General features: G+C 43.6%; 18 protein-coding genes and 1 pseudogene. 4 read left to right on the plus strand and 15 right to left on the minus strand.

From position 1 onward, the window contains the following. Positions 1-31: 31 nt before the first annotated feature. From murG to leuO, 15 genes are all read right to left on the minus strand, one after another. On the minus strand, positions 32-1,117 hold the full coding sequence (gene murG, locus AAC852_RS01600) for an undecaprenyldiphospho-muramoylpentapeptide beta-N-acetylglucosaminyltransferase (RefSeq protein ID WP_340619510.1): 1,086 nt from the start codon (positions 1,115-1,117) through the stop codon (positions 32-34). Continuing rightward, positions 1,114-2,307 (minus strand): cell division protein FtsW, encoded by a 1,194-nt coding sequence (ftsW, locus tag AAC852_RS01605; RefSeq protein ID WP_340619511.1) that lies wholly within the window; start codon positions 2,305-2,307, stop codon positions 1,114-1,116. Before ftsW ends, murG begins: the two co-directional genes overlap by 4 nt. After that, a complete protein-coding gene (murD, locus tag AAC852_RS01610) occupies positions 2,307-3,677 on the minus strand; it encodes a UDP-N-acetylmuramoyl-L-alanine--D-glutamate ligase (protein WP_422824247.1) in 1,371 nt (456 codons plus the stop codon). The genes ftsW and murD overlap by 1 nt, the downstream gene beginning before the upstream one ends. A gap of 14 nt (positions 3,678-3,691) precedes the next feature. Then, the gene (gene mraY, locus AAC852_RS01615) at positions 3,692-4,774 is read right to left on the minus strand and encodes a phospho-N-acetylmuramoyl-pentapeptide-transferase (RefSeq protein WP_340619512.1); all 1,083 of its coding nucleotides are present in this window, start codon (positions 4,772-4,774) and stop codon (positions 3,692-3,694) included. Beyond that, positions 4,768-6,150 carry a UDP-N-acetylmuramoyl-tripeptide--D-alanyl-D-alanine ligase gene (gene murF, locus AAC852_RS01620; protein ID WP_340619513.1) on the minus strand — a complete coding sequence of 461 codons (1,383 nt, stop codon included), beginning with the start codon at positions 6,148-6,150 and terminating at the stop codon, positions 4,768-4,770. Before murF ends, mraY begins: the two co-directional genes overlap by 7 nt. Continuing rightward, the gene (murE, locus tag AAC852_RS01625; protein ID WP_340619514.1) at positions 6,147-7,634 is read right to left on the minus strand and encodes a UDP-N-acetylmuramoyl-L-alanyl-D-glutamate--2,6-diaminopimelate ligase; all 1,488 of its coding nucleotides are present in this window, start codon (positions 7,632-7,634) and stop codon (positions 6,147-6,149) included. The genes murF and murE overlap by 4 nt, the downstream gene beginning before the upstream one ends. Before the next feature lie 29 nt (positions 7,635-7,663). Continuing rightward, positions 7,664-9,418, minus strand: coding sequence for a peptidoglycan glycosyltransferase FtsI (locus AAC852_RS01630; RefSeq protein WP_340619515.1), 1,755 nt, complete (start codon positions 9,416-9,418; stop codon positions 7,664-7,666). Between the two features lie 27 nt (positions 9,419-9,445). Next, entirely contained in the window at positions 9,446-9,766 is a 321-nt protein-coding gene (gene ftsL / locus AAC852_RS01635) for a cell division protein FtsL (RefSeq protein WP_340619659.1), read from the minus strand. Then, positions 9,763-10,707, minus strand: a complete 945-nt coding sequence (rsmH, locus tag AAC852_RS01640; RefSeq protein WP_340619516.1) for a 16S rRNA (cytosine(1402)-N(4))-methyltransferase RsmH — start codon at positions 10,705-10,707, stop codon at positions 9,763-9,765. Before rsmH ends, ftsL begins: the two co-directional genes overlap by 4 nt. A gap of 2 nt (positions 10,708-10,709) precedes the next feature. Next, positions 10,710-11,168 carry a division/cell wall cluster transcriptional repressor MraZ gene (gene mraZ / locus AAC852_RS01645; RefSeq protein ID WP_340619517.1) on the minus strand — a complete coding sequence of 153 codons (459 nt, stop codon included), beginning with the start codon at positions 11,166-11,168 and terminating at the stop codon, positions 10,710-10,712. A gap of 647 nt (positions 11,169-11,815) precedes the next feature. After that, positions 11,816-12,823: a catabolite repressor/activator gene (gene cra, locus AAC852_RS01650; RefSeq protein WP_340619518.1), complete on the minus strand. Its 1,008-nt coding sequence runs from the start codon at positions 12,821-12,823 to the stop codon at positions 11,816-11,818. An 89-nt stretch (positions 12,824-12,912) separates the two neighbouring features. Next, on the minus strand, positions 12,913-13,404 hold the full coding sequence (ilvN, locus tag AAC852_RS01655; protein WP_340619519.1) for an acetolactate synthase small subunit: 492 nt from the start codon (positions 13,402-13,404) through the stop codon (positions 12,913-12,915). A 2-nt stretch (positions 13,405-13,406) separates the two neighbouring features. Beyond that, complete coding sequence (gene ilvI, locus AAC852_RS01660; RefSeq protein WP_340619520.1) at positions 13,407-15,134, minus strand: acetolactate synthase 3 large subunit; 1,728 nt, start codon at positions 15,132-15,134, stop codon at positions 13,407-13,409. A gap of 303 nt (positions 15,135-15,437) precedes the next feature. Beyond that, on the minus strand, positions 15,438-17,237 hold the full coding sequence (locus AAC852_RS01665; protein ID WP_422824248.1) for an AMP-dependent synthetase/ligase: 1,800 nt from the start codon (positions 17,235-17,237) through the stop codon (positions 15,438-15,440). 209 nt (positions 17,238-17,446) lie between these two features. Continuing rightward, a complete protein-coding gene (leuO, locus tag AAC852_RS01670; RefSeq protein WP_340619522.1) occupies positions 17,447-18,400 on the minus strand; it encodes a transcriptional regulator LeuO in 954 nt (317 codons plus the stop codon). Between the two features lie 1,050 nt (positions 18,401-19,450). Here leuO and leuA point away from each other — a divergent pair. The 4 genes and pseudogenes from leuA to mutH all read left to right on the plus strand — a co-directional run bounded on the left by leuA (position 19,451) and on the right by mutH (position 23,374). Next, positions 19,451-21,067: a 2-isopropylmalate synthase gene (leuA, locus tag AAC852_RS01675; RefSeq protein WP_340619523.1), complete on the plus strand. Its 1,617-nt coding sequence runs from the start codon at positions 19,451-19,453 to the stop codon at positions 21,065-21,067. Between the two features lie 2 nt (positions 21,068-21,069). Beyond that, positions 21,070-22,191 (plus strand): 3-isopropylmalate dehydrogenase, encoded by a 1,122-nt coding sequence (leuB, locus tag AAC852_RS01680; protein ID WP_340619524.1) that lies wholly within the window; start codon positions 21,070-21,072, stop codon positions 22,189-22,191. Positions 22,192-22,247: 56 nt separating this feature from the next. After that, positions 22,248-22,424, plus strand: a pseudogene (locus AAC852_RS01685) (HTH-type transcriptional regulator SgrR); the annotation flags it as partial. Positions 22,425-22,684: 260 nt separating this feature from the next. Then, complete coding sequence (mutH, locus tag AAC852_RS01690; RefSeq protein ID WP_422824246.1) at positions 22,685-23,374, plus strand: DNA mismatch repair endonuclease MutH; 690 nt, start codon at positions 22,685-22,687, stop codon at positions 23,372-23,374. Positions 23,375-23,581 lie beyond the last annotated feature (207 nt).

The raw sequence follows: 23,581 nt of genomic DNA on the forward strand, positions 1-23,581 counted from the left end.
TTAGGACACCTAGTATTCAGAACACATAGACCTATTTAGAACGGCCTGAATATTTTTCGGCAGCATCAATTAATGCCGCAGCCACTTGTTCAGTTGCATTAATAATGGCAACGGAACGGGCTTTTTTTGCCATTTCCCGCAATTGCGGGCGTTGCCACTGTTTCAGCAATTCCACCACAGCATCAGCCGTAAATTGGGGTTGTTCGAGTATCTTTGCCGCCCCTGCTTTCTCTAGTGGTAAGGCATTCCAGTATTGTTGACGATCTTTATGCTGAAATGGCACAAAAATCGCGGGTAATCCTGCCGCTGATACTTCACTGACGGTCAATGCGCCGGAACGACATACTACGATATCGGCCCATGCATAAGCCTGCGCTATATCATCAATAAACGCAGTCACTTTGAATTCAGAGTTGACTGCGTTCCCATATTTTTCCTGTGTCTCTTCTTGCGCACCTTTCCCTGCCTGATGCCATATCGTGATGCTGCCTCCCATGCGGGCAGCCACTTCCGGCATGGTCTGGTTCAAGATCCTCGCGCCTTGACTCCCCCCAACAACCAACACGCGGACAGGCCCTTGTCTGCCTGCAAGGCGCTCTTCCGGCACAGGTAATGCCAATACGTCCTTACGCACAGGATTACCAACCACAAGTGCTTCAGGAAATGCTCCCGGAAATGCTTGTAAGACTGTTTTCGCAATTTTCGCCAGCCAGCGATTAGTCAAACCGGCAATGCCATTTTGCTCATGCAGAATAACCGGAATACCGCATAGCCATGCGGCAATGCCGCCCGGTCCCGAAACATATCCACCCATTCCCAGCACCACGTCCGGCTGATAGCGTTGGAGAATCGCTTTAGCCTGCCGGATAGCCTTAAAAATTCTGACTGGAGCGGCAAGCAGCGCTTTTATCCCTTTACCGCGCAATCCCGAAATCTGAATAAATTCAATATCTATGCCATGTTTCGGAACTAAATCAGCCTCCATGCGATCAGCCGTTCCTAACCAGCGAATATCCCAGCCCTGTTCTTTTAAATAATGGGCAACCGCCAATCCCGGAAACACATGGCCTCCAGTACCGCCTGCCATTACCATTAACCGCCGGTTTTTGCCACTCATTTAGGACTCCTTACGAACGCCTGTGCTTTTGCCAGACGCACTTCATAGTCAATTCGCAATAATAAAACGATGGCTGTTGACATCACGAGCAAACTCGAACCACCGTAACTTATCAGGGGTAATGTCAGCCCTTTCGTCGGCAACATTCCAGAAGCAGCGCCGACGTTGATAAATGCCTGAAAGCTGAACCAAATACCAATGGCACATGCCAGAAAACCAGCAAAACGCTGATCAAGCTGTAATGCCCGGCGGCCAATCATCATTGCGCGGAAAGCGACGAAGAATACCATCGCCAACACTAAAACCACACCCAAATAACCTAATTCTTCTCCTAAAATAGAGAAAATAAAGTCAGTATGAGCTTCTGGCAGGTATTCCAGCTTCTGAACAGAGTTTCCCAGCCCTTGTCCAAAAAAATCTCCACGACCAAATGCCATCAGGGACTGTGTGAGCTGGTAACCACTGCCGAAGGGATCATCCCACGGATTGAGGAAAGAGGTTACCCGGCGCACCCGGTATGGTTCAGCCACAATCAACACGACGACGGCAAAGATCCCGCAGCCAATGATGGCAAGAAATTGCCATAATTTTGCCCCCGCCAGAAACAGCAGAGCCAGTGTTGTCACAAACAGCACTACCACTGTTCCCAGATCAGGTTGGGCCAGCAGTAAGATAGCCAGCGCAATCATGACCCCCATCGGTTTACAGAATCCCCAGAAGTTATTCCTCACCTCTTCCACTTTTCTCACCAAATAACTGGAGAGATAACAAAAGAGCGATAACTTCGACAATTCCGCTGGCTGAATACGCAGGGGGCCAATCGCTACCCAACGTGATGCTCCATTAACCGAACTGCCAACAAACAACACCACGATCAACATCATGATCGTAATCAATAACATGACGTTGCTGTAACGCTGCCAAAACTCCATCGGAATGCGTAGTGTGATAAGTGACAGACTAAACGACAGAATCAGATAAATTGCATCGCGACGTGCAAAGATAAATGGATCCTGTGCAAGGCGCTGACCAACTGGCATTGAGGCCGATGTCACCATCACAAAACCAATCATGGCTAACCCAAATATCATCCAGACCAGGGTACGATCATACATGACGATATCTGTGGGATCTGTTTCCACATTATCCGCCAGCCAATTTTTAAATTTACCAAGGCTTGGAATGGTCATTAGCCTAGCTCCTCCGCCAAACGGGCGAATTCACACCCCCGATGTTCAAAACCATTAAACTGATCAAAGCTCGCACAAGCCGGTGACAATAACACCATGTCTCCGGTAATCAGTTTCGGTGCAATTTCCCGCATCGCCTGTTCCATCGTATCCGTCAATCTGGATACTTCCGGGCGTAGTTGTGCCAACTGATTACCATCACGACCAAAACAGTAAAGGCGAATGTTATTCCCTAATACATAAGGTCTGAGTGGCGCGAAATCTGCCTCTTTTCCATCTCCACCCACTAAAAGATAAAGCGTACCTTCCAGGGTCAGACCACTCAGTGCAGCCTGAGTACTGCCTACGTTGGTAGCTTTAGAATCGTTTACCCAACGAACACCATTTCTCATGTGTACTACCTGAAAACGATGTGCCAATCCCTGATAAGTTCGCAGTGCCCGCAGGCTCGCCGCACGAGGTATACCTACAGCATCCGCCAGTGCTAATGCTGCAAGTCCGTTGGTGTAGTTGTGTTGCCCGGTCAGACACATTTCCTGTGTGGACAACATTGGTTGTTGATTAACGACCAATTGCTGATGTTCATTATCAAGTTGATAATCACCCTGGCCTATTCCAAAACTGATACAACGGCTATCTTCACCTGCCATTGGCAAGGTCAACTCATCCTGTGCATTCACTACACATACTTTTGCCTGATCATAGATACGCAGTTTTGCTGCACGGTATTGTGCCAATCCTTCAGGGTAACGAACCACATGGTCTTCCGTGACATTCAAAACTGTCGCGGCGGCTGCCCGCAGGCTGTAAGTTGTCTCAAGCTGAAAACTGGAAAGCTCCAGCACATATAGCTGGCACGATGGCTGTTGAGTCGATTGCTTCAACAGCGCTAAAGCCGGGATACCGATGTTACCACCTACACTAACCTGCCATCCCGCTTCTTTTGCCATTTCACCAACCAGACTGGTCACTGTGCTTTTGCCATTTGAACCGGTAATAGCCACAATTGGTGCTGTTGCTTCACGACAAAACAGTTCAATATCTCCGATAATTTCAACCCCGGCGTCAGCCGCTGCCCGCAATTCAGGTGTTGCCAGTGCAATACCTGGGCTGGAGACAATTAAGTCAGCTTCCATCAACCATTGTGTATTGAAACTGCCTGTATGACATTCAACGTTATCAGCTAACTTATCAATTCCCGGCGGCATGTTACGGGTATCCATCACACGTGGCGTCACCCCACGCGCCATGAAAAAATCGACACAAGAAAGTCCAGTTAACCCCAACCCAACTATGACGACTTTTTTACCCATGTAGTTAGGAGTAATAGGGTTAGAATCAATATAATTAGGAGCCGTGTTGTTAGTCATATAGCCTGTCATGATTAACGTACCTTTAATGTTGCCAGACCAATCAGCACCAGCATCAAAGAAATAATCCAGAAACGCACAATAACCCGCGGTTCTGGCCAGCCTTTCAGTTCATAATGATGATGAATAGGTGCCATGCGGAAAATACGCTGCCCTCGTAACTTGAACGAACCAACTTGCAAAATGACAGACAGCGTTTCTACAACGAATACTCCGCCCATAATGACCAGCAGAAATTCCTGACGCAGTAATACCGCAATGGTTCCCAGTGCCCCACCCAAAGCCAATGAGCCAACATCGCCCATAAATACTTGTGCCGGATAAGTGTTAAACCACAAGAAACCCAATCCTGCTCCGACAATTGCAGTACAAACAATCACCAATTCACCTGCACGACTTAAATATGGAATATGCAGATAGTTAGCGAAATTAACATTACCTGTCGCCCACGCCACCAATGCAAAACCGGCTGCTACAAACACTGTTGGCATAATTGCCAATCCATCCAGACCATCCGTCAGGTTAACGGCATTACTGGTGCCTACAATCACAAAATAAGTCAGCAGGATATACAGCAAACCAAGCTGCGGCATCACTTCTTTGAAAAATGGCACAACCAGTTGTGTTGCTGGTGTATCTTTACCAATGCTGTACATCGTAAATGCCACACCCAGTGCCAGTACGGACTGCCAGAAATATTTCCAACGGGCAATCAACCCTTTGGTATCTTTACGAACAACTTTTCGATAATCATCAACGAATCCTACGATGCCGTAACCAAGCAGAACGACCAGTACGCACCAAACGTAAGGATTATCCAAACGTGCCCATAACAGAACAGAAATGGTAATAGAGAACAGGATCAATAACCCGCCCATAGTCGGTGTTCCACGCTTACTTAAATGGGATTCCGGCCCGTCATTGCGCACAACCTGACCAATCTGTAATCTTTGCAGGTAAACAATTAAAGTTGGTCCCATCCACAGCGCAATAAACAGTGCAGTCAGCAAGCCGACAATGGCTCTGAACGTCAGATAGGAAAAGACGTTAAAACCGGTGTGATATTTAACTAGATATTCGGCCAGCCAAACTAACATTGGAAGTTCTCCTTCAATGAGTTCACTACCTCTTCCATTTTGGTACTGCGTGAACCTTTAATTAATACAGAAATCGTTTCGTGTTTTTTCAGTAAAGGAAGCAGCGCTGCAACTAATTCAGCCTTGTTTGCAAAATGCTGCCCCCGGCCACTTGCATCAGAGATATGTACACTTAAAGGTCCGACGCTAATTAGTTGATCGATGTTTGTAGATGCGATGGCTTCACCAACCTGACGGTGACATTCAACCGCTTGTTCTCCCAATTCCCCCATATCGCTGACAACCATCACGCGATAGCCTGGCATCCGGGACAATACTTGCGCTGCGGCAATCATAGAACCTGGATTGGCATTATAGGTGTCATCCAGAACCATTTTTCCCTCGGTCAAATGAACAGGGAATAAACGCCCCGGAACAGCTTTCAACTCCAATAGGCCAGCGTAAATATTATCGAGGGAAGCCCCTACGGAAATCGCCAGCGCACTGGCAGCTAACACATTGGCAATATTATGTTTACCGGGTAGCGGTAATTTGACGTTACGACTTCCAATTGGCGTATGCAGACAAAAATGCGTTTCTAACAACTGCTCTTGAATATCTGTCGCGTAAAAATCAGCTTCTGCTGCCGGGGTAATAGAAAAACGCCATACTGTCTGTTGCTCACTGATAGCCTGCTGCCAGTTATGCCAGTCATTGCTCTCCAGATTGATAATGGCGGTTCCTGTTGGTGAAAGCCCTACAAAAATTTCACCTTTTGCTTTCGCAACTCCCGCCAACGAGCCAAATCCTTCCAGATGAGCAGAAAACAGGTTATTTACCAATGCACTTTCAGGGCATACCATTTCAGTGGTATAAGCAATTTCACCAATGTGGTTAGCACCCAACTCAATTACGGCAAACTGATGTTCCTGAGTGAGTCTGAACAAGGTTAATGGCACACCGATATCGTTATTGAAATTCCCTGCGGTATACAACGTATTACCACATTGACGCAAAATCGCTGCGGTCATCTCTTTCACCGATGTTTTGCCAGAAGAACCGGTCAATGCAACAACTCGCGCATTACTTTGCTGGCGAACCCAGCTTGCCAGTTTTCCCATCGCCAAACGGGTGTCCTGCACGATCACTTGAGGACAATCAACATCAAGAGGTCGGCTAACCAATAGTGCCCCTGCTCCCCGTTTCGCAACATCAGCCGCGAAGTGATGGGCATCAAAGTTTTCCCCTTTTAAAGCAATAAACAAATCACCACGAACTATTTTACGGCTATCAGTTTCTACAGACCGAATCTGAGTTGTAGCAGCCTGCTGTTCAAAAGCGCAATGTAGCGTTCCTTCGGTAACTTGTACCAGTTGCTGTAGTGTCAATGGGATCATGCGGCCACCCCCAATAAACGTGCAACCGTCAGGCGATCTGAATAATCCAGCCGACGATTACCCACTAATTGATAATCCTCATGGCCTTTACCTGCTACCAGCACAACATCTTCCTCGCCCGCCTGCATAATGGCACTAGTGACAGCTTCAACACGCCCATGAATAACCATTGCACTTCCCGGGTTGATGAAACCTGCCAAAATATCCGCAACAATAGACTGAGGTTCTTCACTACGAGGATTATCATCAGTCACAACAACCCGGTCGGCCTCTTGTTCTGCAACGCCTCCCATCAGTGGACGTTTGCCTTTATCGCGATCGCCTCCACAACCAAATACACACCAAAGCTGTCCCTTACAATGCAACCGTGCAGCAACCAACGCTTTTTCCAATGCATCCGGAGTGTGGGCATAATCCACGACAACCGTAGGGTGACCTGATGCCGAAAAAACCTCCATACGCCCACAGACTGGCATCAGACAAGCTGCCGTCTTCAATAGTTTTTCCAATGGATATTGCAGTGATAATAACGTTGCAAGCGCCAATAGCAGATTGCTGACATTAAAGGCCCCCATCAGAGGACTCTCGATAGTTCCTGCCCCCCAACCAGAGGTAAATGCAATGGAGGCACCTTTATCGTGATAACGAATTTCCTCCGCGGATAACCAACGCCCCTGCCAACGTTCCGGCAAACGATTTTCCATCGTGACAGCAACGGCCTCTGGCAGACAAGAGAGCCATTTCAGCCCAACCTCATCATCGGCATTAATAATTTTCTGTTTGACCTCATGGTTACTAAACAACAACCATTTGGCTTCTTCGTAATTTTTCATGTCACCGTGATAGTCAAGATGATCACGGCTTAAGTTAGTGAAAACAGCAGCCTGAAAAGGTAATGCAGCTACTCGCCCTTGAACCAGACCGTGTGAAGAAACTTCCATTGCTGCAAAAGTCGCTTGCTGATCAACGAGCTGTTGTAAATCAAGCTGAATATCAACGGCGGAGCCTGTGGTATTTTCACTGGGAACTGTCATACCTAACAGGCCATTCCCTACCGTACCCATTATCGCACTGGTTTCTCCAAGAGCTTGACTCCACTGTGCCAATAATTGTGTTGTCGTGGTCTTACCGTTGGTTCCCGTCACACCTACCAGTTTTAATTTATTACCTGGATGTTGATAAAATTCACCTGCCAATTTCGACAGTTTATTATTTAAATCATCAAAATAGATAACCGGAACACCGTGCATTTCCTGAATGGTGCCGTTATCCGCTTTTCCTTTCGCTTCAGCGATCACCGCAGTGACCCCTTGAGCGATAGCTTGAGGAATGTATTTTCGACCATCTGTCTGATGCCCTTTAACCGCAACAAACAGATCTCCGGCAGCCGCTTTGCGGCTGTCCAATGTCATTTCTCGCAGCGGAAGCTCAGGAGCATCAACTCCCCAAAGAGCCAATAAATCGCGTAAATTACGATCTTCCACTTTTATCCTCTTTATTTATTCATCACAAATTAGTTATTAACCACGAACTCTTTTTTATCGTCCGCAGGCAATGCGTCGGGTTCGACGTTCATCGTACGGAGAACACCACTCATGATGTTGCCGAAAATAGGTGCTGAAACTGCACCGCCATAATATTTACCTGCTTGTGGATCATCGACAATCACAACCAGTGCAAAACGTGGGTTACTCGCAGGCGCAACTCCTGCGGTATAAGAGATATATTTATTTACATACTTACCATCCGGCCCGACTTTTTTCGCCGTACCGGTTTTGATTGCAATACGGTAGCCTTTTATCGCCGCACGTACCCCACCTCCACCAGGTAATGCCACACTCTCCATCATGTGCACCACTGTGCGCACGATATTCTCAGGAAATACTCGAGTACCCGGAACTGGGGGATCGACCTTAGTAATTGACAATGGGCGATAAATACCGAAGCTGCCTATTGTTGCGTAGACTCGCGCTAACTGTAACGGTGTTACCATCAGCCCGTAGCCAAAAGAGAAGGTGGCCCTTTCAAGATCAGACCACCGTTGTCTATTTTTTGGAAATACACCACTCTTTTCTCCGACCAACCCCAAATCGGTCGGTTTTCCCATCCCAAAGCGGTAATAAACATCTACCAGCTCCGAGGCAGGCATCGCTAACGCCAGTTTAGAAACACCAACGTTACTCGATTTCTGTAAAATCCCCGTGATGGTTAATTCAGGGCGTGGAGCTACGTCTTTGATTTCATGTCCTCTCGAACCATACATCAATCGGTAAGGTCTGGTATCCAGCACGGTATTTTCTTTAACAATGCCACTATTCAGCGCACTCATCACAACCAGTGGTTTCACTGTAGAACCGGGTTCGAACATATCTGTAATGGTACGATTACGCATGGCGTCTTTTGGCGTTCCCGCCAGATTATTCGGGTTATAAGACGGGCTGTTTGCCATTGCTAACACTTCACCGGTGTTAACGTCTACCAATACGGCAGAGCCAGATTCCGCCTTGTTAAGTACCACAGCTTTCATCAATTCCCGATAAACCAGAGTCTGAAGACGCTCATCAATACTGAGCGCCAAATCATGGGCAGCTTTTCTGTCTACAGATGAAACATCTTCAATAACTCGCCCGGTGCGATCTTTACGAACAGTCCGGGTTCCCGGCTTACCTGTCAGCCAGCTATCGAAACTCTTTTCCACCCCCTCAATACCATTGCCATCAATATTGGTCACACCAATAATATGTGCAGTCACCTGCCCTGCCGGATAATAACGGCGGGATTCCTGGCGCAGATAGATACCGGGAAGTTTCAGTTTTCCAACATAATCACCAATAGAGGTATTCACTTGACGAGCAAGATAAACAAAACGCCCTTTAGGATATTCATTGATTTTACTGGTTAATTGATCAAGAGGAATGGAGAGCGCATCAGCTAACGCCTGCCAACGGGTATCATCCGTAATACCGCCTTTTTCAAAGATTTCTTTGGGATCTGCCCAGACAGCATCTACAGGTATACTGACTGCCAGTGGGCGTCCATTACGATCGTTAATCATACCACGGGCAGTCGGAATAGATTGGACACGCAAAGAGCGAGAATCCCCTTCTTTCACCAAACGGTCAGGATTAATGATCTGCAAATAAGCCACTCGAATCAAAAGCCCGATTAAAGCAAGCGAAATGCCTCCACACAGCAAGACAAAACGCCATTTGACAAAACTGGCTTTATCTTCTTGTTTTTTCAACTTTAAAGAGCGTGCAGCTTTCATCGCCTACCTTTTAGTTGTCAACTGGACTTATTGAGTAATCACAATGTTTTCTTGTACCGGATCGACATGTTGCATATGAAATTTTTCAGTCGCTATAGATTCGATCCGACTGTGATCACCCAATGCATTTTCTTCAAGGAGCAAGTTACGCCATTCAATATCCTGAGCATTAATCTGAATTGCCTGACGTTCTTTCTCCGCAGTCAATAAGCGGGTCTGATGGGTGACCGTCACAACACTGATCGCTGAAATCACTACAGCCACCAGTAAAATCAATGGGATTTTGGCATTGCGGATTAAATCGCTACCAATGACTCCCACTAATCCATGACGTTCACCTGCCATTATTCACCTGCCTTTTCAGCAAATCGCAATACCGAGCTTCTCGCTCTCGGATTGGTTACCACTTCATCCTCTGAGGGTTTCAACCTGCCAATTGATTTCAGACTACGCCCTCCTAATGCTTTTAATTGCACTTCGGTAAGAGGCAAACCTGCTGGAACCTGTGGCCCCTGACTATGTTGCTGGATAAAGCGTTTCACTATGCGATCTTCCAACGAGTGGAAACTGATGACTGATAATCGCCCTTGTGGTGCTAAAACCTGTAATGCACCTTCCAATGCACGTTCTATTTCTTCCAGTTCACTGTTAATGTAGATCCTAATAGCCTGAAAACTGCGTGTCGCAGGATGCTTATGTTTCTCCTTAATTGGACTCGCCTGAGCAATGAGCTCTGCCAATTCTCTGGTCCGCGTGATGGGTTCTACCTGATTGCGCGCAACAATGGCTCTTGCAATCCGTTTGGCAAAACGTTCTTCACCAAAAGTTTTTAGTACCCATGCAATATCATCTGCTTCAGCCTTCATTAACCATTCTGAGGCTGATTGTCCCCGGGTGGGATCCATCCGCATATCCAGAGGTCCATCACGCATAAATGAAAAACCACGCTCAGGATCATCCAGTTGCGGTGAAGACACCCCTAAATCCAGCAAAATACCATCAATTTTTCCAGCCAGACCTGCATCTCTTACATAGGTAGCCAAGTCTGAAAATGGCCCATGAGTAATAGAGAAACGCAAGTCAGTAATTGTTTTTGATGCTTCAATGGCTTGCGGATCGCGATCTATTGCCATCAAACGACCATTCGGTCCCAACTTTGATAAAATCAGGCGAGAGTGTCCCCCTCGCCCGAATGTTCCATCAATATAAATTCCATCTTCCCGGATATTCAATCCATTGACAGCTTCATCCAGTAATACACTGGTGTGCTTAAAATGACTATTTGCCATGTTTATAGTGATAAATCCTGTAGCCTTGCTGATAAAGGTTCATGTGTGGATTGTTCAGCAGCGATATCACTCTGTATCTGCTGATACCAGACTTGCTCATCCCACAATTCAAATTTATTAAATTGCCCAACCAGCATGACTTCTTTTGTTAGCCCTGCATGTTGACGCAATGTATTGGCTAACAAAAGACGCCCTGCACTGTCCATTTGACATTCACTAGCGTGTCCTAATAACAAACGTTGAACGCGACGTTCGGCTGGGTTCATGCTGGATAAGCGAGATAATTTTTCTTCGATGATTTCCCATTCGGGTAATGTATAGAGCAACAGACACGGCTGATGAAGATCAATTGTAAAAATCATTTGACCTTTTGATTCCGTATTCAGTGTTTCCCTATATCGGGCAGGTACAATAAGTCGCCCTTTAGTATCGAGATTAACCAGCGTTGCTCCACGAAACATACTCAGGTTACCCCTTGGTGGCCCAAATCTCCACATTATCCCACAAATCACCACAATTAAGAGTTTACGGATGGTATGAAAACCTTGTCAAGCCAGAGCCGATGTGCTTTAGCTAGATTTACAGAAAGATTTAAGAGAGAAAAAGAAGGATTTTTCAGATTTGGTAATATTAATAAAATATAACTTTTTGATAAATATGAATTATTTAATAATGCTGCCGGAGTTAATCTGAAAAAAATTTTTTAGGGCAAATAATTACCACTTAAATTAATTTATGTAATCCATATCGCATTATTGCCCAATTGTTAATCAGTGGTAATCTATCAATAATAAAAATATACTCAAGTTAAAATAGTATAAAAAGTAATAATGAAATGAAATAAAATAGAATACCAAAAACTACAATTATTTTAATATCAATCAAATAGAATACTTTCTTTCATTAAAGAAATAACTTTCATTTATAATGTCTTTTTAAAAGAAAAAATATTTTTTTTCACCTTCAATAGCATGTTAGCCATTTTTTTACTCATAGATTTTTGTTTAGAAAAATTTTAGTCAGAATAATCTCAAAATTACGTCAACGAACCCATTTAATGATTTTAGATACATGATATAGCACCCTCATATTACATGAGGGCACACAATCAGATTTTACGGCTCAAACTTCCGCGGCGACATAAATGACGGCGCATACGTGTCATTCCTGGAGCCGGTCTCTGTTTTTCATCCAGACTGGCTAATACCAGCGACAGAGCCTGTTCTGCAACATCACGGTGGCGTTGTGCCACTGATAATACCGGACATTCAAGAAAATCGAGTAATTCATGGTCACCAAATGTTGCAATGACCAATTGCTCCGGCAATCGCCCACTGCGCTTAAGAATGGTATCCATCACACCCTGAAGCAAGGCAAATGAAGTTGTGTATAACGCCTGAGGTACTGGATTATTTTCCAACCATGAAGCAAAAACTTCTGCTGCGGCTTCACGTTCATAACTGTTCGCATAAAGATAGTTCACTTTACGCGGATCATTTTTCCATGCTTCGCGGAATCCTTGCTCGCGTAAAAAGCTAACTGATAATTCAGGCAGTGCTCCTAAATAAAGAACAGATTCTGACGGGAATCGACGCAATTCCTGTGCCAGCATTTTCGCATCTTCAAGATCATCTCCGACAACACTGACAAAATGTTCACTATCCAATGCACGATCAAGTGCGATAATCGGCAGAGAGCGATTTGCCCAACGTTGATAAAATGGATGTTCAGGAGGAAGAGCGGTGGAAACAATAATAGCATCCACTTGCCGTTGCAAAAGATGTTCAACGCAACGCATTTCATTATCTGGCTGATCTTCAGAACAGGCTATCAATAACTGATATCCGCGTTGCCGTGCCTGACGTTCAAGATAGTTGGCAATGCGGGTATAACTCGTATTTTCCAAATCCGGTATCACTAAACCAATTGAACGGGTACGCCCCGCCCGAAGACCAGCGGCAACAGCATTAGGATGGTAGTTATGCTCCCTGACCACTGCCATCACTTTTTCCACTGTTTTATCGCTGACACGATACTGTTTGGCTTTACCATTGATAACATAACTGGCCGTAGTACGTGAAACCCCTGCTAAGCGGGCGATCTCATCCAGTTTCACATTAACTCCTCAGTAATATGATAGAAAAAGCCCTACTTTACAGTAGGGCCCGGTAAATATCTGTATATTAATCCGCATATTGCGATCTTTCATCGCATAATTTTCTCACCACGGCTGACACCAACAATACCTGAACGTACAACTTCCACGATCTCTGCAACCTCTCGCACAGCATCAAGAAACGCATCCAGTTTTTCGCTCGTGCCCGCCAACTGGACGGTATACAACGTTGAAGTGACATCAACGATCTGCCCGCGAAAGATATCTGTGCTACGTTTGATTTCTTCACGGCCATATCCACTGGCCCGCAACTTCGCCAGCATAATTTCACGTTCAACATGAGCACCGGCAGTTAACTCATTGACCCGTAGAACATCCACCAGCTTATGTAATTGTTTTTCAATCTGCTCTAGTACCTTAGCATCGCCTTTGGTTTGAATAGTCATACGTGACAAAGTTGGGTCTTCCGTTGGTGCTACGGTCAGACTTTCAATATTATAGCCACGTTGGGAAAACAGACCCACCACACGAGACAATGCTCCCGATTCGTTTTCAAGTAATACAGACAAAATCCGGCGCATGATCAGGTCCTCTCTGTTTTGCTTAACCACATCTCATCCATTGCTCCTCCCCGGATCTGCATTGGATAAACGTGTTCTGTTTCATCAACGGTAACATCAACAAAAACCAGACGCTGGTTTTCAGCCACCTCACGCAAAGCCTGAGTCAGTTTACTTTCCAGTTCATCATACGTTCGGATGGATACACCAATGTGACCATAAGCCTCTGCTAATTTGACGAAATCAGGTAGTGACTCCATATAGGATTGAGAGTGGCGACCTGCATAAATTATATCCTGCCACTGTTTCACCATCCCTAAAAAACGGTTGTTTAAGTTCAGTACCAGCACCGGCAAACCATACTGTAATGCAGTAGACAGTTCCTGAATATTCATCTGAATACTGCCATCTCCTGTCACACATACAACGGTCGCTTCCGGTTTCGCTAGCTTAACACCGAGTGCTGCCGGCAAACCAAATCCCATGGTGCCTAAGCCACCGGAGTTAATCCAATGTCTTGGCTCATCAAATGGATAATGCAGTGCGGCGAACATCTGATGTTGGCCGACATCTGATGCGAGATAAGCTTTTCCTTCGGTCAGGCGATAGAGAGTTTCAATCACTGCCTGCGGTTTTATTTTCGGGCTGGTGCGATCATAATCAAGGCACTTGCGGCTACGCCACTGTTCAATGGAAAGCCACCAATCTTTTATGGCATCCGGGTCTTGTGTGTCTTCCGTTGTATCCAACAACTCCAGCATCTGACCAAGTACCTGTCTGGCATCACCCACAATCGGAATATCAGCCGTTACAGTTTTAGAAATCGATGTCGGATCGATATCAATGTGTAATACCGTCGCTTTCGGGCAATATTTAGCAAGATTATTGGTAGTACGATCATCAAAACGCACTCCCACAGCAAAAATAACATCAGAATTGTGCATTGCTTTATTGGCTTCAAACGTGCCATGCATTCCCAGCATTCCCAGACTCTGCCGGTGAGTCGCAGGAAAAGCACCAAGCCCCATCAGCGAACTGACAACAGGAATATGAAAACGCTCTGCCAATTTCAGCAATTGCGGTGAACACCCTGAACTGATGGCACCACCGCCCACATATAGTACTGGCTTTTTCGCATCCAACAGTGTTTTCAGCGAACGCTTAATCTGTCCCTTATGCCCCTGTATCGTGGGGTTATAAGAACGCATACTGATTTTTTCTGGATAAACATATGGAAATTTCAGTGCTGGATTGACGGTATCCTTAGGAAAATCAATAACAACTGGCCCAGGACGACCACTGGCCGCCAGATAGAAGGCTTTCTTGATTGTACTTGGGATATCTTCTGCTTTCTTCACCAGAAAACTGTGTTTTACGATAGGGCGGGAGATCCCTACCATATCACACTCTTGAAAAGCATCATTACCTATCAGAGAACTAGGCACCTGACCAGACAGCACGACCATCGGAACTGAATCCATATAGGCTGTTGCAATTCCTGTGATAGCGTTGGTTGCTCCTGGCCCTGAAGTGACTAATACAACCCCTGTTTTTCCTGTTGAACGAGTATATCCATCTGCCATATGAACAGCTCCCTGTTCATGACGCACCAGAATATGCTCTATTCCCCCAACCGTATGCAGGGCATCATAAATATCCAAAACTGCCCCGCCCGGATAACCGAATACATGTTCGACGCCCTGATCGATTAACGATCTGACGACCATTTCGGCTCCTGACAACATCTCCATCGAGTTTGCCTCCAGGCTCTGTTTGCAAGTTAATGTCAGAACTTCATAAGGCCATCATGAGAAACAACCTTACTTATTCCATTTCTTATTTATATAAAATGAATATTTAATAAGCGTACTTAATAAAGCTCATTTCATGAATACACTGAACCATTAACATAACGTTAGATACCAAGGTTATCAAACATCAATTCACATACTAAAAACATTTTTTTAATAAAGATATTGCCATTGAGCTAATTTGAACCAGAAACTACCATGTTTTTATGCTATATTTTCAATAATCTTTTTTGCCATTTCTTTTCAATCCCGATACATAGATTCAATTTCACTCTGATAATGTTGTGAGATCACCTTGCGCCGCAATTTTAGTGTTGGTGTTAATTCGCCTTTTTCCATGGAAAAAGCCTCTGGCAACAGAGTAAAACGTTTCACCTGATGGAACTTCGCAATATTTTTTTGTAATTCTTTCAGGCGTTGTTCAAATAACTCGATAACCTGATGATTACGCAATAACTCAAGACGACTGTGATAATGGAGATTAATGGATTTTGCGTAATCCTCCAGCGCTTCATAGCTAGGTACAATCAGTGCAGAAACAAACTGACGGGTATCAGCAATAACAGCAATATGTTCAATAAAACGATCCTGACCTAACGTCCCCTCAATCAATTGTGGAGCAATATATTTCCCCGTTGATGTTTTCATTAAATCTTTCAGGCGTTCGGTAATGAACAAATTACCTTTATCATCTATCCCGCCTGCATCTCCGGTGCGCAACCAACCATCTTCGGTGAAAGCATGAACAGTTTCTTCCGGTCGGTTAAAATATCCCTTCATCACGATTGAGCCACGAACCTGAATTTCGCCCTCAGTACTAATACGAACATCGACTCCGGGTAATGGGTTTCCAATCGAACCTAACAGATAATTTTTTTCTTCCCAACAGGAAACGGTGGCACAAGTTTCTGTCATACCATAGCCATACTTGATATTGAGCCCAACAGACAAGAAGAATTGCATGATGGAATCGTCAAGGCGAGCTCCCGCGACTGGCAGAAAACGGATCCGGCCACCCAATATCTGGCGAAGTTTGTCCAATACCAAGCGATCTGCCAGTTTTTCGCCACATAAAGAAAACGGGCACCCTTTCTTACTGTTTAATTGGCGTAACCAACGACTTTCACCCCGTTTGATCGCCCAGTGAAAAATCATTCTGCGCCAAAACGGAGCACGGGAAACTTTTTCAAGGATTGCGCTATATACTTTTTCATAAAAACGCGGGACAGAGCACATCACTGTCGGTCGCACATCAACCATCGCCTCACGCACAAAATTTGTGTCAGTCAGATAAACATTCAAAGCGCCTGTATGCATGACGTAATAACTCCATGCACGCTCAAAAATATGAGATAACGGCAGAAAACTCAGAGATACATCCTGCTCAGTCAGCGTTAATCGCTGGTCATGCAGATAAAGTTGAGCAGCCATATTCTGGTAATCCAGCATGACACCTTTAGGCTCTCCGGTTGTGCCTGAGGTATAAATCAGAGTAAAGAGATCACGCAAATTCTGCCCCGCGATACGGCTATCGAGTTCAGATTGATACTGTGACCAATCGGTCGCAATAAATGCCGATAAATACAATGCTTGCGGACATTCCTGCAAATCAACAGATTCATCCAATACAACCAGATGATTAAGCTGCGGACACAACGCTATCAGAGTCACCGCAACATCATATTGTTCCTGTCCTCCAACGAATAATACTCGTACGTCGGCATCATTAAGAATAAATGCAGCCTGATCACGGCTACTGGTGGAATAAAGCGGTACAGTGACAGCACGTAGCTGTAAGATAGCCAGATCTGCCAATGACCATGCCATTGAGTTATGCGCAAAAATACCGACTTTTTCCTGAATCTCCACACCAAGCGATAACAAGGATTTTGCGATAGAGTTTGTTTTCCTATCAACATCCTGCCAGCTCATTTCAAACTGTTCTGACGGTGACCATTGGCGAAATGCAATCTTTTCAGGATACTTGCTGATTTGCTGCTGTAATCGCGTGATCAAGTGATAAGAGTGCAAAAAATTTGTTATCACAATATATTCCTGTTCTAAGTCTTCGGTTCATCATATTCAGCAAAGATAACTGACTACGTTTCAGCTTACATGTGTTAGCTATTTTCGCGCAGTCTACCCATTCCTGATGAAAGGGGGAAGAATATTTTTACGATCTTCTCCCCCCTGACGGGGGAAGTTTGCAGGATTTATCAGATAACTATAGATATGTAGAGTTAAATACCACCTTATTCCTGTTCACTAAGATCTCTTAGTAACGATTTCATCCATTGGTGCCCTTTATCTCTGTTCATAGAAGCGTGCCATATTAAATAACAAGGACAAGAAATGTTACTATTGGACAGCGATACTGCTCGTATATTTAATTGTTTGGCATAGTGTTCAACCATCCATTTAGGAGCTATAGCAACCAAATAAGTCTGAGACACGATGTTGAGAACACTATTTAAATCTGTTCCCTGATAAGAGACCGAATCCAATAATTCACTATTTTCGTAGTAAGGTTTACTGAATGAATCAGTGTTATCTAATGCCACAATCGCATGTCTCTCCTCCAGCAATTGCTGTTGATTGATACATTCACTAATTCTGGGATGTTTTTGAGAAACAGCCAGAACCAACTCGTCATTAAATAATGGGAAATGCTGAAAATCAGGATGTTCAAATTTGGTATAGCTGATAACAAATTCTATTTCCTGATATTTTAATTGCCTCTCAATATTGTCGCTAATTTGCGTTTTAATCACCACATCAATATTCGGAGAGTGTTTTTTTATTTCTCCAACAATTTGAGCAGCTAAACGGATATCAAGTGGGCTGCAAATAGAAAGATTGAATATTCTTGCACTATTATCGGGATCAAACCCGGCACCGGGTAATTCATTATGCACAATCTGAAGTGCCTGCCTAAGTGGTCCGAAAAGCTGCTTTGCTCTTGCTGTTGGCTGAATTCCCCGCCCATGTCGCACAAATAACTCATCATCAAACATCGTTTTTAAACGGGAAACTGCGTTACTGACTGCTGGCTGTGACATACCTAATGCCTGAGCCGCGCGTGTAATATTCTGCATTTGCATAACAGCATTAAAAACAGTAAGCAAATTGAGATCTACACTACGCAATTGAACTTCACAGGGTTCTTTTCTTCCCATACCTGTAGTTACTGAGTTGTATCCAGCCATTATCTAATTTCACTCCACTATATTTATTTCAGCGCTCTCATTAAGGAATGAATATTGGCAACTTTACCATGCAAAATTTCAACATTTTAAAAAGCCATATCAATTAATGAGAGCATTTACCCAATTAGTTACAATTTAATTGAGATTGTTCCTTGTACAAGAAATATGCATACGACATATTCTTATCTATACCCTATGAATTTCAATTTACTTTAGCGAAGTAGGTATAAAAAGTCGTCGATAATAACAGAATAACAATCATAATTAATTCAATAGCAAATGACTGATTCCAATTACCAAACCTATGTGGGCTAAAACCAACTTTTTATATATCACTAAAATTCATCAAAAATAAACTGTCTATCATAAATTAATATCTATAACTATTTTCAGAAAGTTTATTTTTATAAAAATCGCCTTCAGAGAAGACAATGATTTACATTAATAAAAATGACAAAATACCAACAGTAATCAATATAACTGATTAATGTTGTTAATAATTTATTTTTATTGATATGTAAATTATAAATGTAGTTATTATTTATATATCTAAGAACACCATAGTGAATATTCATTTCATCCCTGTCTCTTCAATGAACATCTGTGTAAAAGCACAAACATCATATCTATTATCCATTAAGGCCGGATTTTACTTCATATATTGATACGAAAAATAGATAAAAACATCGCTAAAAATGTAAAAAATAGTCACTAAGGCTAAATGAAGGTCAAAAAAAGAACTATCAATGAATATTATTTATTCTTAAGTCATTATTTATGCTGCTTGACATTGTTTTGCAGATAACGTATCAATAAATATATCGAACCGATAATACTCGTTTAACAGATTTTCAAAGGTTGACTTACATGATTCACAATTTCCGTCTACTAAGCCTACTACTAATCGCCTTTAATGTGCGCGGTATGCTGGTAGACTGAATTCTAAGTTAACTTATACCAGAGATAAAAAACCCGCGCCGTATGCGGGTTTTTTTATACCGGCTCGGCGCTCTAAAACTCAACATGACAGCCAATTGACAGGAGCACAACATGAGCCAGCAAGTCATTATCTTCGATACAACTCTGCGTGACGGGGAACAGGCGTTACAGGCCAGTTTAAGTGTGAAAGAAAAACTGCAAATCGCTTATGCATTGGAAAGACTGGGCGTTGATATCATTGAAGCCGGCTTCCCGGTTTCTTCTCCAGGGGATTTTGAATCAGTCCAGACGATTGCCCGTGAGATTAAAAACAGCCGCATCTGTGCATTGTCCCGCTGTGTTGATAATGATATTGACATTGCGGCTGAAGCTTTGAGAATTGCAGAAGCCTTTCGGCTACATGTGTTTTTAGCCACCTCCAACTTACATGTCGAACATAAATTAAAAAAAGGGTTTGACGATGTTGTCGAAATGGCAGTTCGCTCTATCAAACGAGCACGCAATTATACCAATGATGTCGAATTTTCCTGTGAAGATGCCGGTCGTTCTAATATCGATAACTTATGTCATATCGTAGAACAGGCTATCAAAGCAGGAGCAACAACGATCAATATTCCTGATACAGTCGGTTATACAACACCCTACCAATTTGGCGGTATTATCCAAACCTTATTTGACCGGGTGCCTAATATTGATCAAGCCATTATTTCTGTCCATTGCCATGATGATTTAGGCATGTCAGTAGCCAATTCCATTACCGCAGTTCAAGCCGGAGCCAGGCAAATTGAAGGAACAATTAATGGTTTAGGCGAACGCGCCGGAAACTGTTCACTGGAAGAAGCGATCATGGCAATCAAAACCCGCCAACAAATGTTAGGAGTCCATACCAACATTAATCACAAAGAAATTTATCGTACCAGCCAATTAGTCAGCCAAATCTGTAATACTCCGATTCCAGCTAATAAAGCGGTTGTAGGCAGTAATGCTTTTGCCCATTCGTCAGGTATTCATCAGGATGGTGTTCTGAAAAACCGCGAAACTTACGAAATCATGACGCCGGATTCCATCGGCCTGAAAGATACCCAACTGAATCTGACTTCCCGCTCTGGCCGCTCTGCCGTAAAACATCGTATGACTGAAATGGGCTATCAGGAACAGGATTATGATCTGGATGTTCTGTACCAAGCCTTCCTGCGGTTGGCAGACAAAAAAGGTCAGGTATTTGATTACGATCTGGAAGCATTGGTATTCATTAATCAACAACATCAGGAAAATGAATACTATCGACTGGATTATTTTAGCATCCAATCCGGAACCAATATTGTTCCAACAGCAACTGTCCGTCTGACCTGTGGTGATGAAATTAAATCTGAAGCTGCGACCGGAAATGGGACTGTCGATGCTATCTATCATGCTATTAATCGCGTTACGGGTTATCCACTGAAATTGATCTCCTACCAATTATCCAGCAAAGGTCATGGGGAGGATGCTCTCGGACAAGTCAATATTATTGTGGAATGCTTTGGTCGCCGTTTTCATGGTATGGGATTGGAGACGGATATCATTGAGTCATCTGCTAAGGCGATGATCCACGCCCTGAACAATATTTGGCAGGCAGAACAGGTTAAAAAAGAAAAGCAACGTATACAAGGCTTTCTTTCTAAAAACATTAACCCGAATATTTCCCAGAAAAATATATCTCAGGACGTTACAAAGGAAGCGGAATAACGATGTCAAACCACACTATTGCAAACAAACAAACTTCAATTCACCATCATATTGCAGTATTACCGGGCGATGGCATCGGCCCTGAAATCATGCAGCAAGCCTACAAGGTATTGGATGCTATCCGTCATCGTTTTAATATTCGCATCACAACCAGCGAATACGATATTGGGGGAATTGCCATCGACCGGCATGGTTGTCCTTTACCTGAAGCAACAATCGTTGGTTGTGAAAAAGCAGATGCTATCCTGTTTGGCTCCGTTGGTGGCCCCAAGTGGGAACATTTACCCCCAGCCAGTCAACCAGAACGGGGCGCATTGCTACCATTACGTAAGCATTTCAAACTATTCAGCAACCTGCGACCTGCGCGTTTATATGCTGGCTTAGAATCTTTTTGCCCACTTCGTCAGGATATTGCGGAAACAGGTTTCGACATTTTATGCGTGCGAGAGTTGACTGGCGGGATCTATTTTGGTCAACCCAAGGGACGGGAAGGAGAAGGAAAATACGAACGCGCTTTTGATACTGAAATCTACCATCGCTTTGAAATAGAACGAATTGCCCGAATTGCTTTTGAATCTGCTCGCAAACGTCAGCATAAAGTCACTTCAATTGATAAAGCGAATGTCTTACAAAGCTCTGTCTTATGGCGTGAAGTCGTTAGTGAGATTGCGAAGGAATATCCTGACGTTGAGATTAATCACATGTATATCGACAACGCCACCATGCAGTTGATCAAAGCTCCTTCTCAATTTGATGTTCTGTTGTGCTCTAATATTTTTGGTGACATTTTATCCGATGAATGTGCCATGATCACTGGTTCAATGGGCCTGTTGCCTTCTGCCAGCCTGAATGAAAAAAGATTTGGCTTATATGAACCTGCCGGCGGCTCTGCCCCTGATATCGCTGGCAAAAATATCGCTAACCCAATCGCCCAGATTTTATCCACAGCACTGTTGCTGCGTTATAGCCTTGGGCGTGATGATATTGCAGATGCTATTGAGAACGCGATCAATGATGCTCTGGAACAGGGTTATCGAACGGCTGATTTAGCAGGTCATGATAAAGCAGTCAGCACTGATAAAATGGGAGATGTTATCGCACGATATATTGCCGAAAGAAGTTAAGTGCTAAAAGTTAAGCATTAAATTTAAATTGAAAAAGCGCTAACATTGAAAAAGCCAGTAATTCACCTTACTGGCTGGTAATGGAGTTTTCACCGCTGGCGGCTCTCTATGAAATTCCACTGTTGAAAAAATGTCTGATAAATGATTTAACCAAAGAAATCGCTTTATGGAAGCAAAATAATCTGAATGTCAAAGAGTGGTGTGAGAAAATCGTTGATGCTCATTGGTTACATCTGTCTGTAAATCAAACCAGTAATCCCACTTTTTACTACTTATCCCATAAATCTGTGGATAACATGGTGTAAGATCCTGTTTATTATCACTGGGAATAGGTGAACAATCATAATGAGTCTATTTTTAATACTGAAAACACACCTGAAAAAATCTTTTATATCATGCTATTATCAAGCCAGTCAGTATACTAATAAACTTATAATGAACTCCCACAATTACGTGTTCATTTTTTAAACACCATTAAATATATCTTATAAACATGCAATTCATACCGCCGGCACCACCAGAAAACGAACAACAATTACTCGAACGTGCTCAATCTCTGGCAGGTTTAACCCTGGGAGAGCTGGCCGCACAGGCCAATCTCCCTATACCTCCTAACTTGAAACGTGATAAAGGTTGGGTAGGCATGTTGCTTGAATATTATCTGGGCGCAAATGCAGGCAGTAAACCTGAGCAGGATTTCGAGCATATCGGCGTTGAATTGAAAACAATCCCGGTGGACAGAAAAGGTACACCTCTGGAAACAACCTTTGTCTGTGTCGCACCTTTAACCGGTAACAGTGGTATCACATGGGAAAATTGCCATGTCAGACGCAAACTGTCACGTGTTCTATGGGTGCCTGTTGAAGGAGAAAGAAAAATTTCCCTTTCCGAACGCCGTATTGGTTCTCCACTCCTCTGGAGCCCAAATCCGGTTGAAGAAGAACTCCTAAGATGTGATTGGGAAGAGTTAATGGACTTAATCGTCTTAGGTAAAGTTGAGAATATTACCGCCCGTCACGGTGAAGTACTCCAATTACGCCCGAAGGCGGCAAATAGCCGGGCATTAACAGAAGCTATTGGTGAATATGGTCAACCAATTATGACACTTCCCCGCGGTTTCTATTTAAAGAAAAGTTTTACCGCACCATTATTGGCCCGTCATTTTTTCGTAGGATCTGATTAACGCAATCAACAAAGCTACAACTTTAAAGATGATAGATTTCAATACTGATAAAAAATCCCAATCTGATAATCGTGTCAGGTATTTGAAACTATTTTTAATAAATTTACATTTGAATGTATACATATAAAAATATAATTTTTACTAACATAATTTTTTTGGCTATTTAATTTTTCTTGTGGCATAGTAATCTCGTTCTTTCAGCCATTG

The sequence above is a fragment of the Xenorhabdus siamensis genome (genome assembly GCF_037996745.1).
Lineage (GTDB): Bacteria > Pseudomonadota > Gammaproteobacteria > Enterobacterales > Enterobacteriaceae > Xenorhabdus > Xenorhabdus indica.

Coding starts and splice junctions, on each gene's coding strand:
- leuB (WP_340619524.1), top strand. CDS start 21,070: ATGTCAAACCACACTATTGCAAACAAACAAACTTCAATTCACCATCAT.
- AAC852_RS01630 (WP_340619515.1), bottom strand. CDS start 9,418: ATGAAAGCTGCACGCTCTTTAAAGTTGAAAAAACAAGAAGATAAAGCC.
- ilvI (WP_340619520.1), bottom strand. CDS start 15,134: ATGGAGATGTTGTCAGGAGCCGAAATGGTCGTCAGATCGTTAATCGAT.
- ilvN (WP_340619519.1), bottom strand. CDS start 13,404: ATGCGCCGGATTTTGTCTGTATTACTTGAAAACGAATCGGGAGCATTG.
- ftsW (WP_340619511.1), bottom strand. CDS start 2,307: ATGACCATTCCAAGCCTTGGTAAATTTAAAAATTGGCTGGCGGATAAT.
- murF (WP_340619513.1), bottom strand. CDS start 6,150: ATGATCCCATTGACACTACAGCAACTGGTACAAGTTACCGAAGGAACG.
- leuA (WP_340619523.1), top strand. CDS start 19,451: ATGAGCCAGCAAGTCATTATCTTCGATACAACTCTGCGTGACGGGGAA.
- mutH (WP_422824246.1), top strand. CDS start 22,685: ATGCAATTCATACCGCCGGCACCACCAGAAAACGAACAACAATTACTC.
- mraY (WP_340619512.1), bottom strand. CDS start 4,774: ATGTTAGTTTGGCTGGCCGAATATCTAGTTAAATATCACACCGGTTTT.
- rsmH (WP_340619516.1), bottom strand. CDS start 10,707: ATGGCAAATAGTCATTTTAAGCACACCAGTGTATTACTGGATGAAGCT.
- murD (WP_422824247.1), bottom strand. CDS start 3,677: ATGACTAACAACACGGCTCCTAATTATATTGATTCTAACCCTATTACT.
- leuO (WP_340619522.1), bottom strand. CDS start 18,400: ATGGCTGGATACAACTCAGTAACTACAGGTATGGGAAGAAAAGAACCC.
- mraZ (WP_340619517.1), bottom strand. CDS start 11,168: ATGTTTCGTGGAGCAACGCTGGTTAATCTCGATACTAAAGGGCGACTT.
- murG (WP_340619510.1), bottom strand. CDS start 1,117: ATGAGTGGCAAAAACCGGCGGTTAATGGTAATGGCAGGCGGTACTGGA.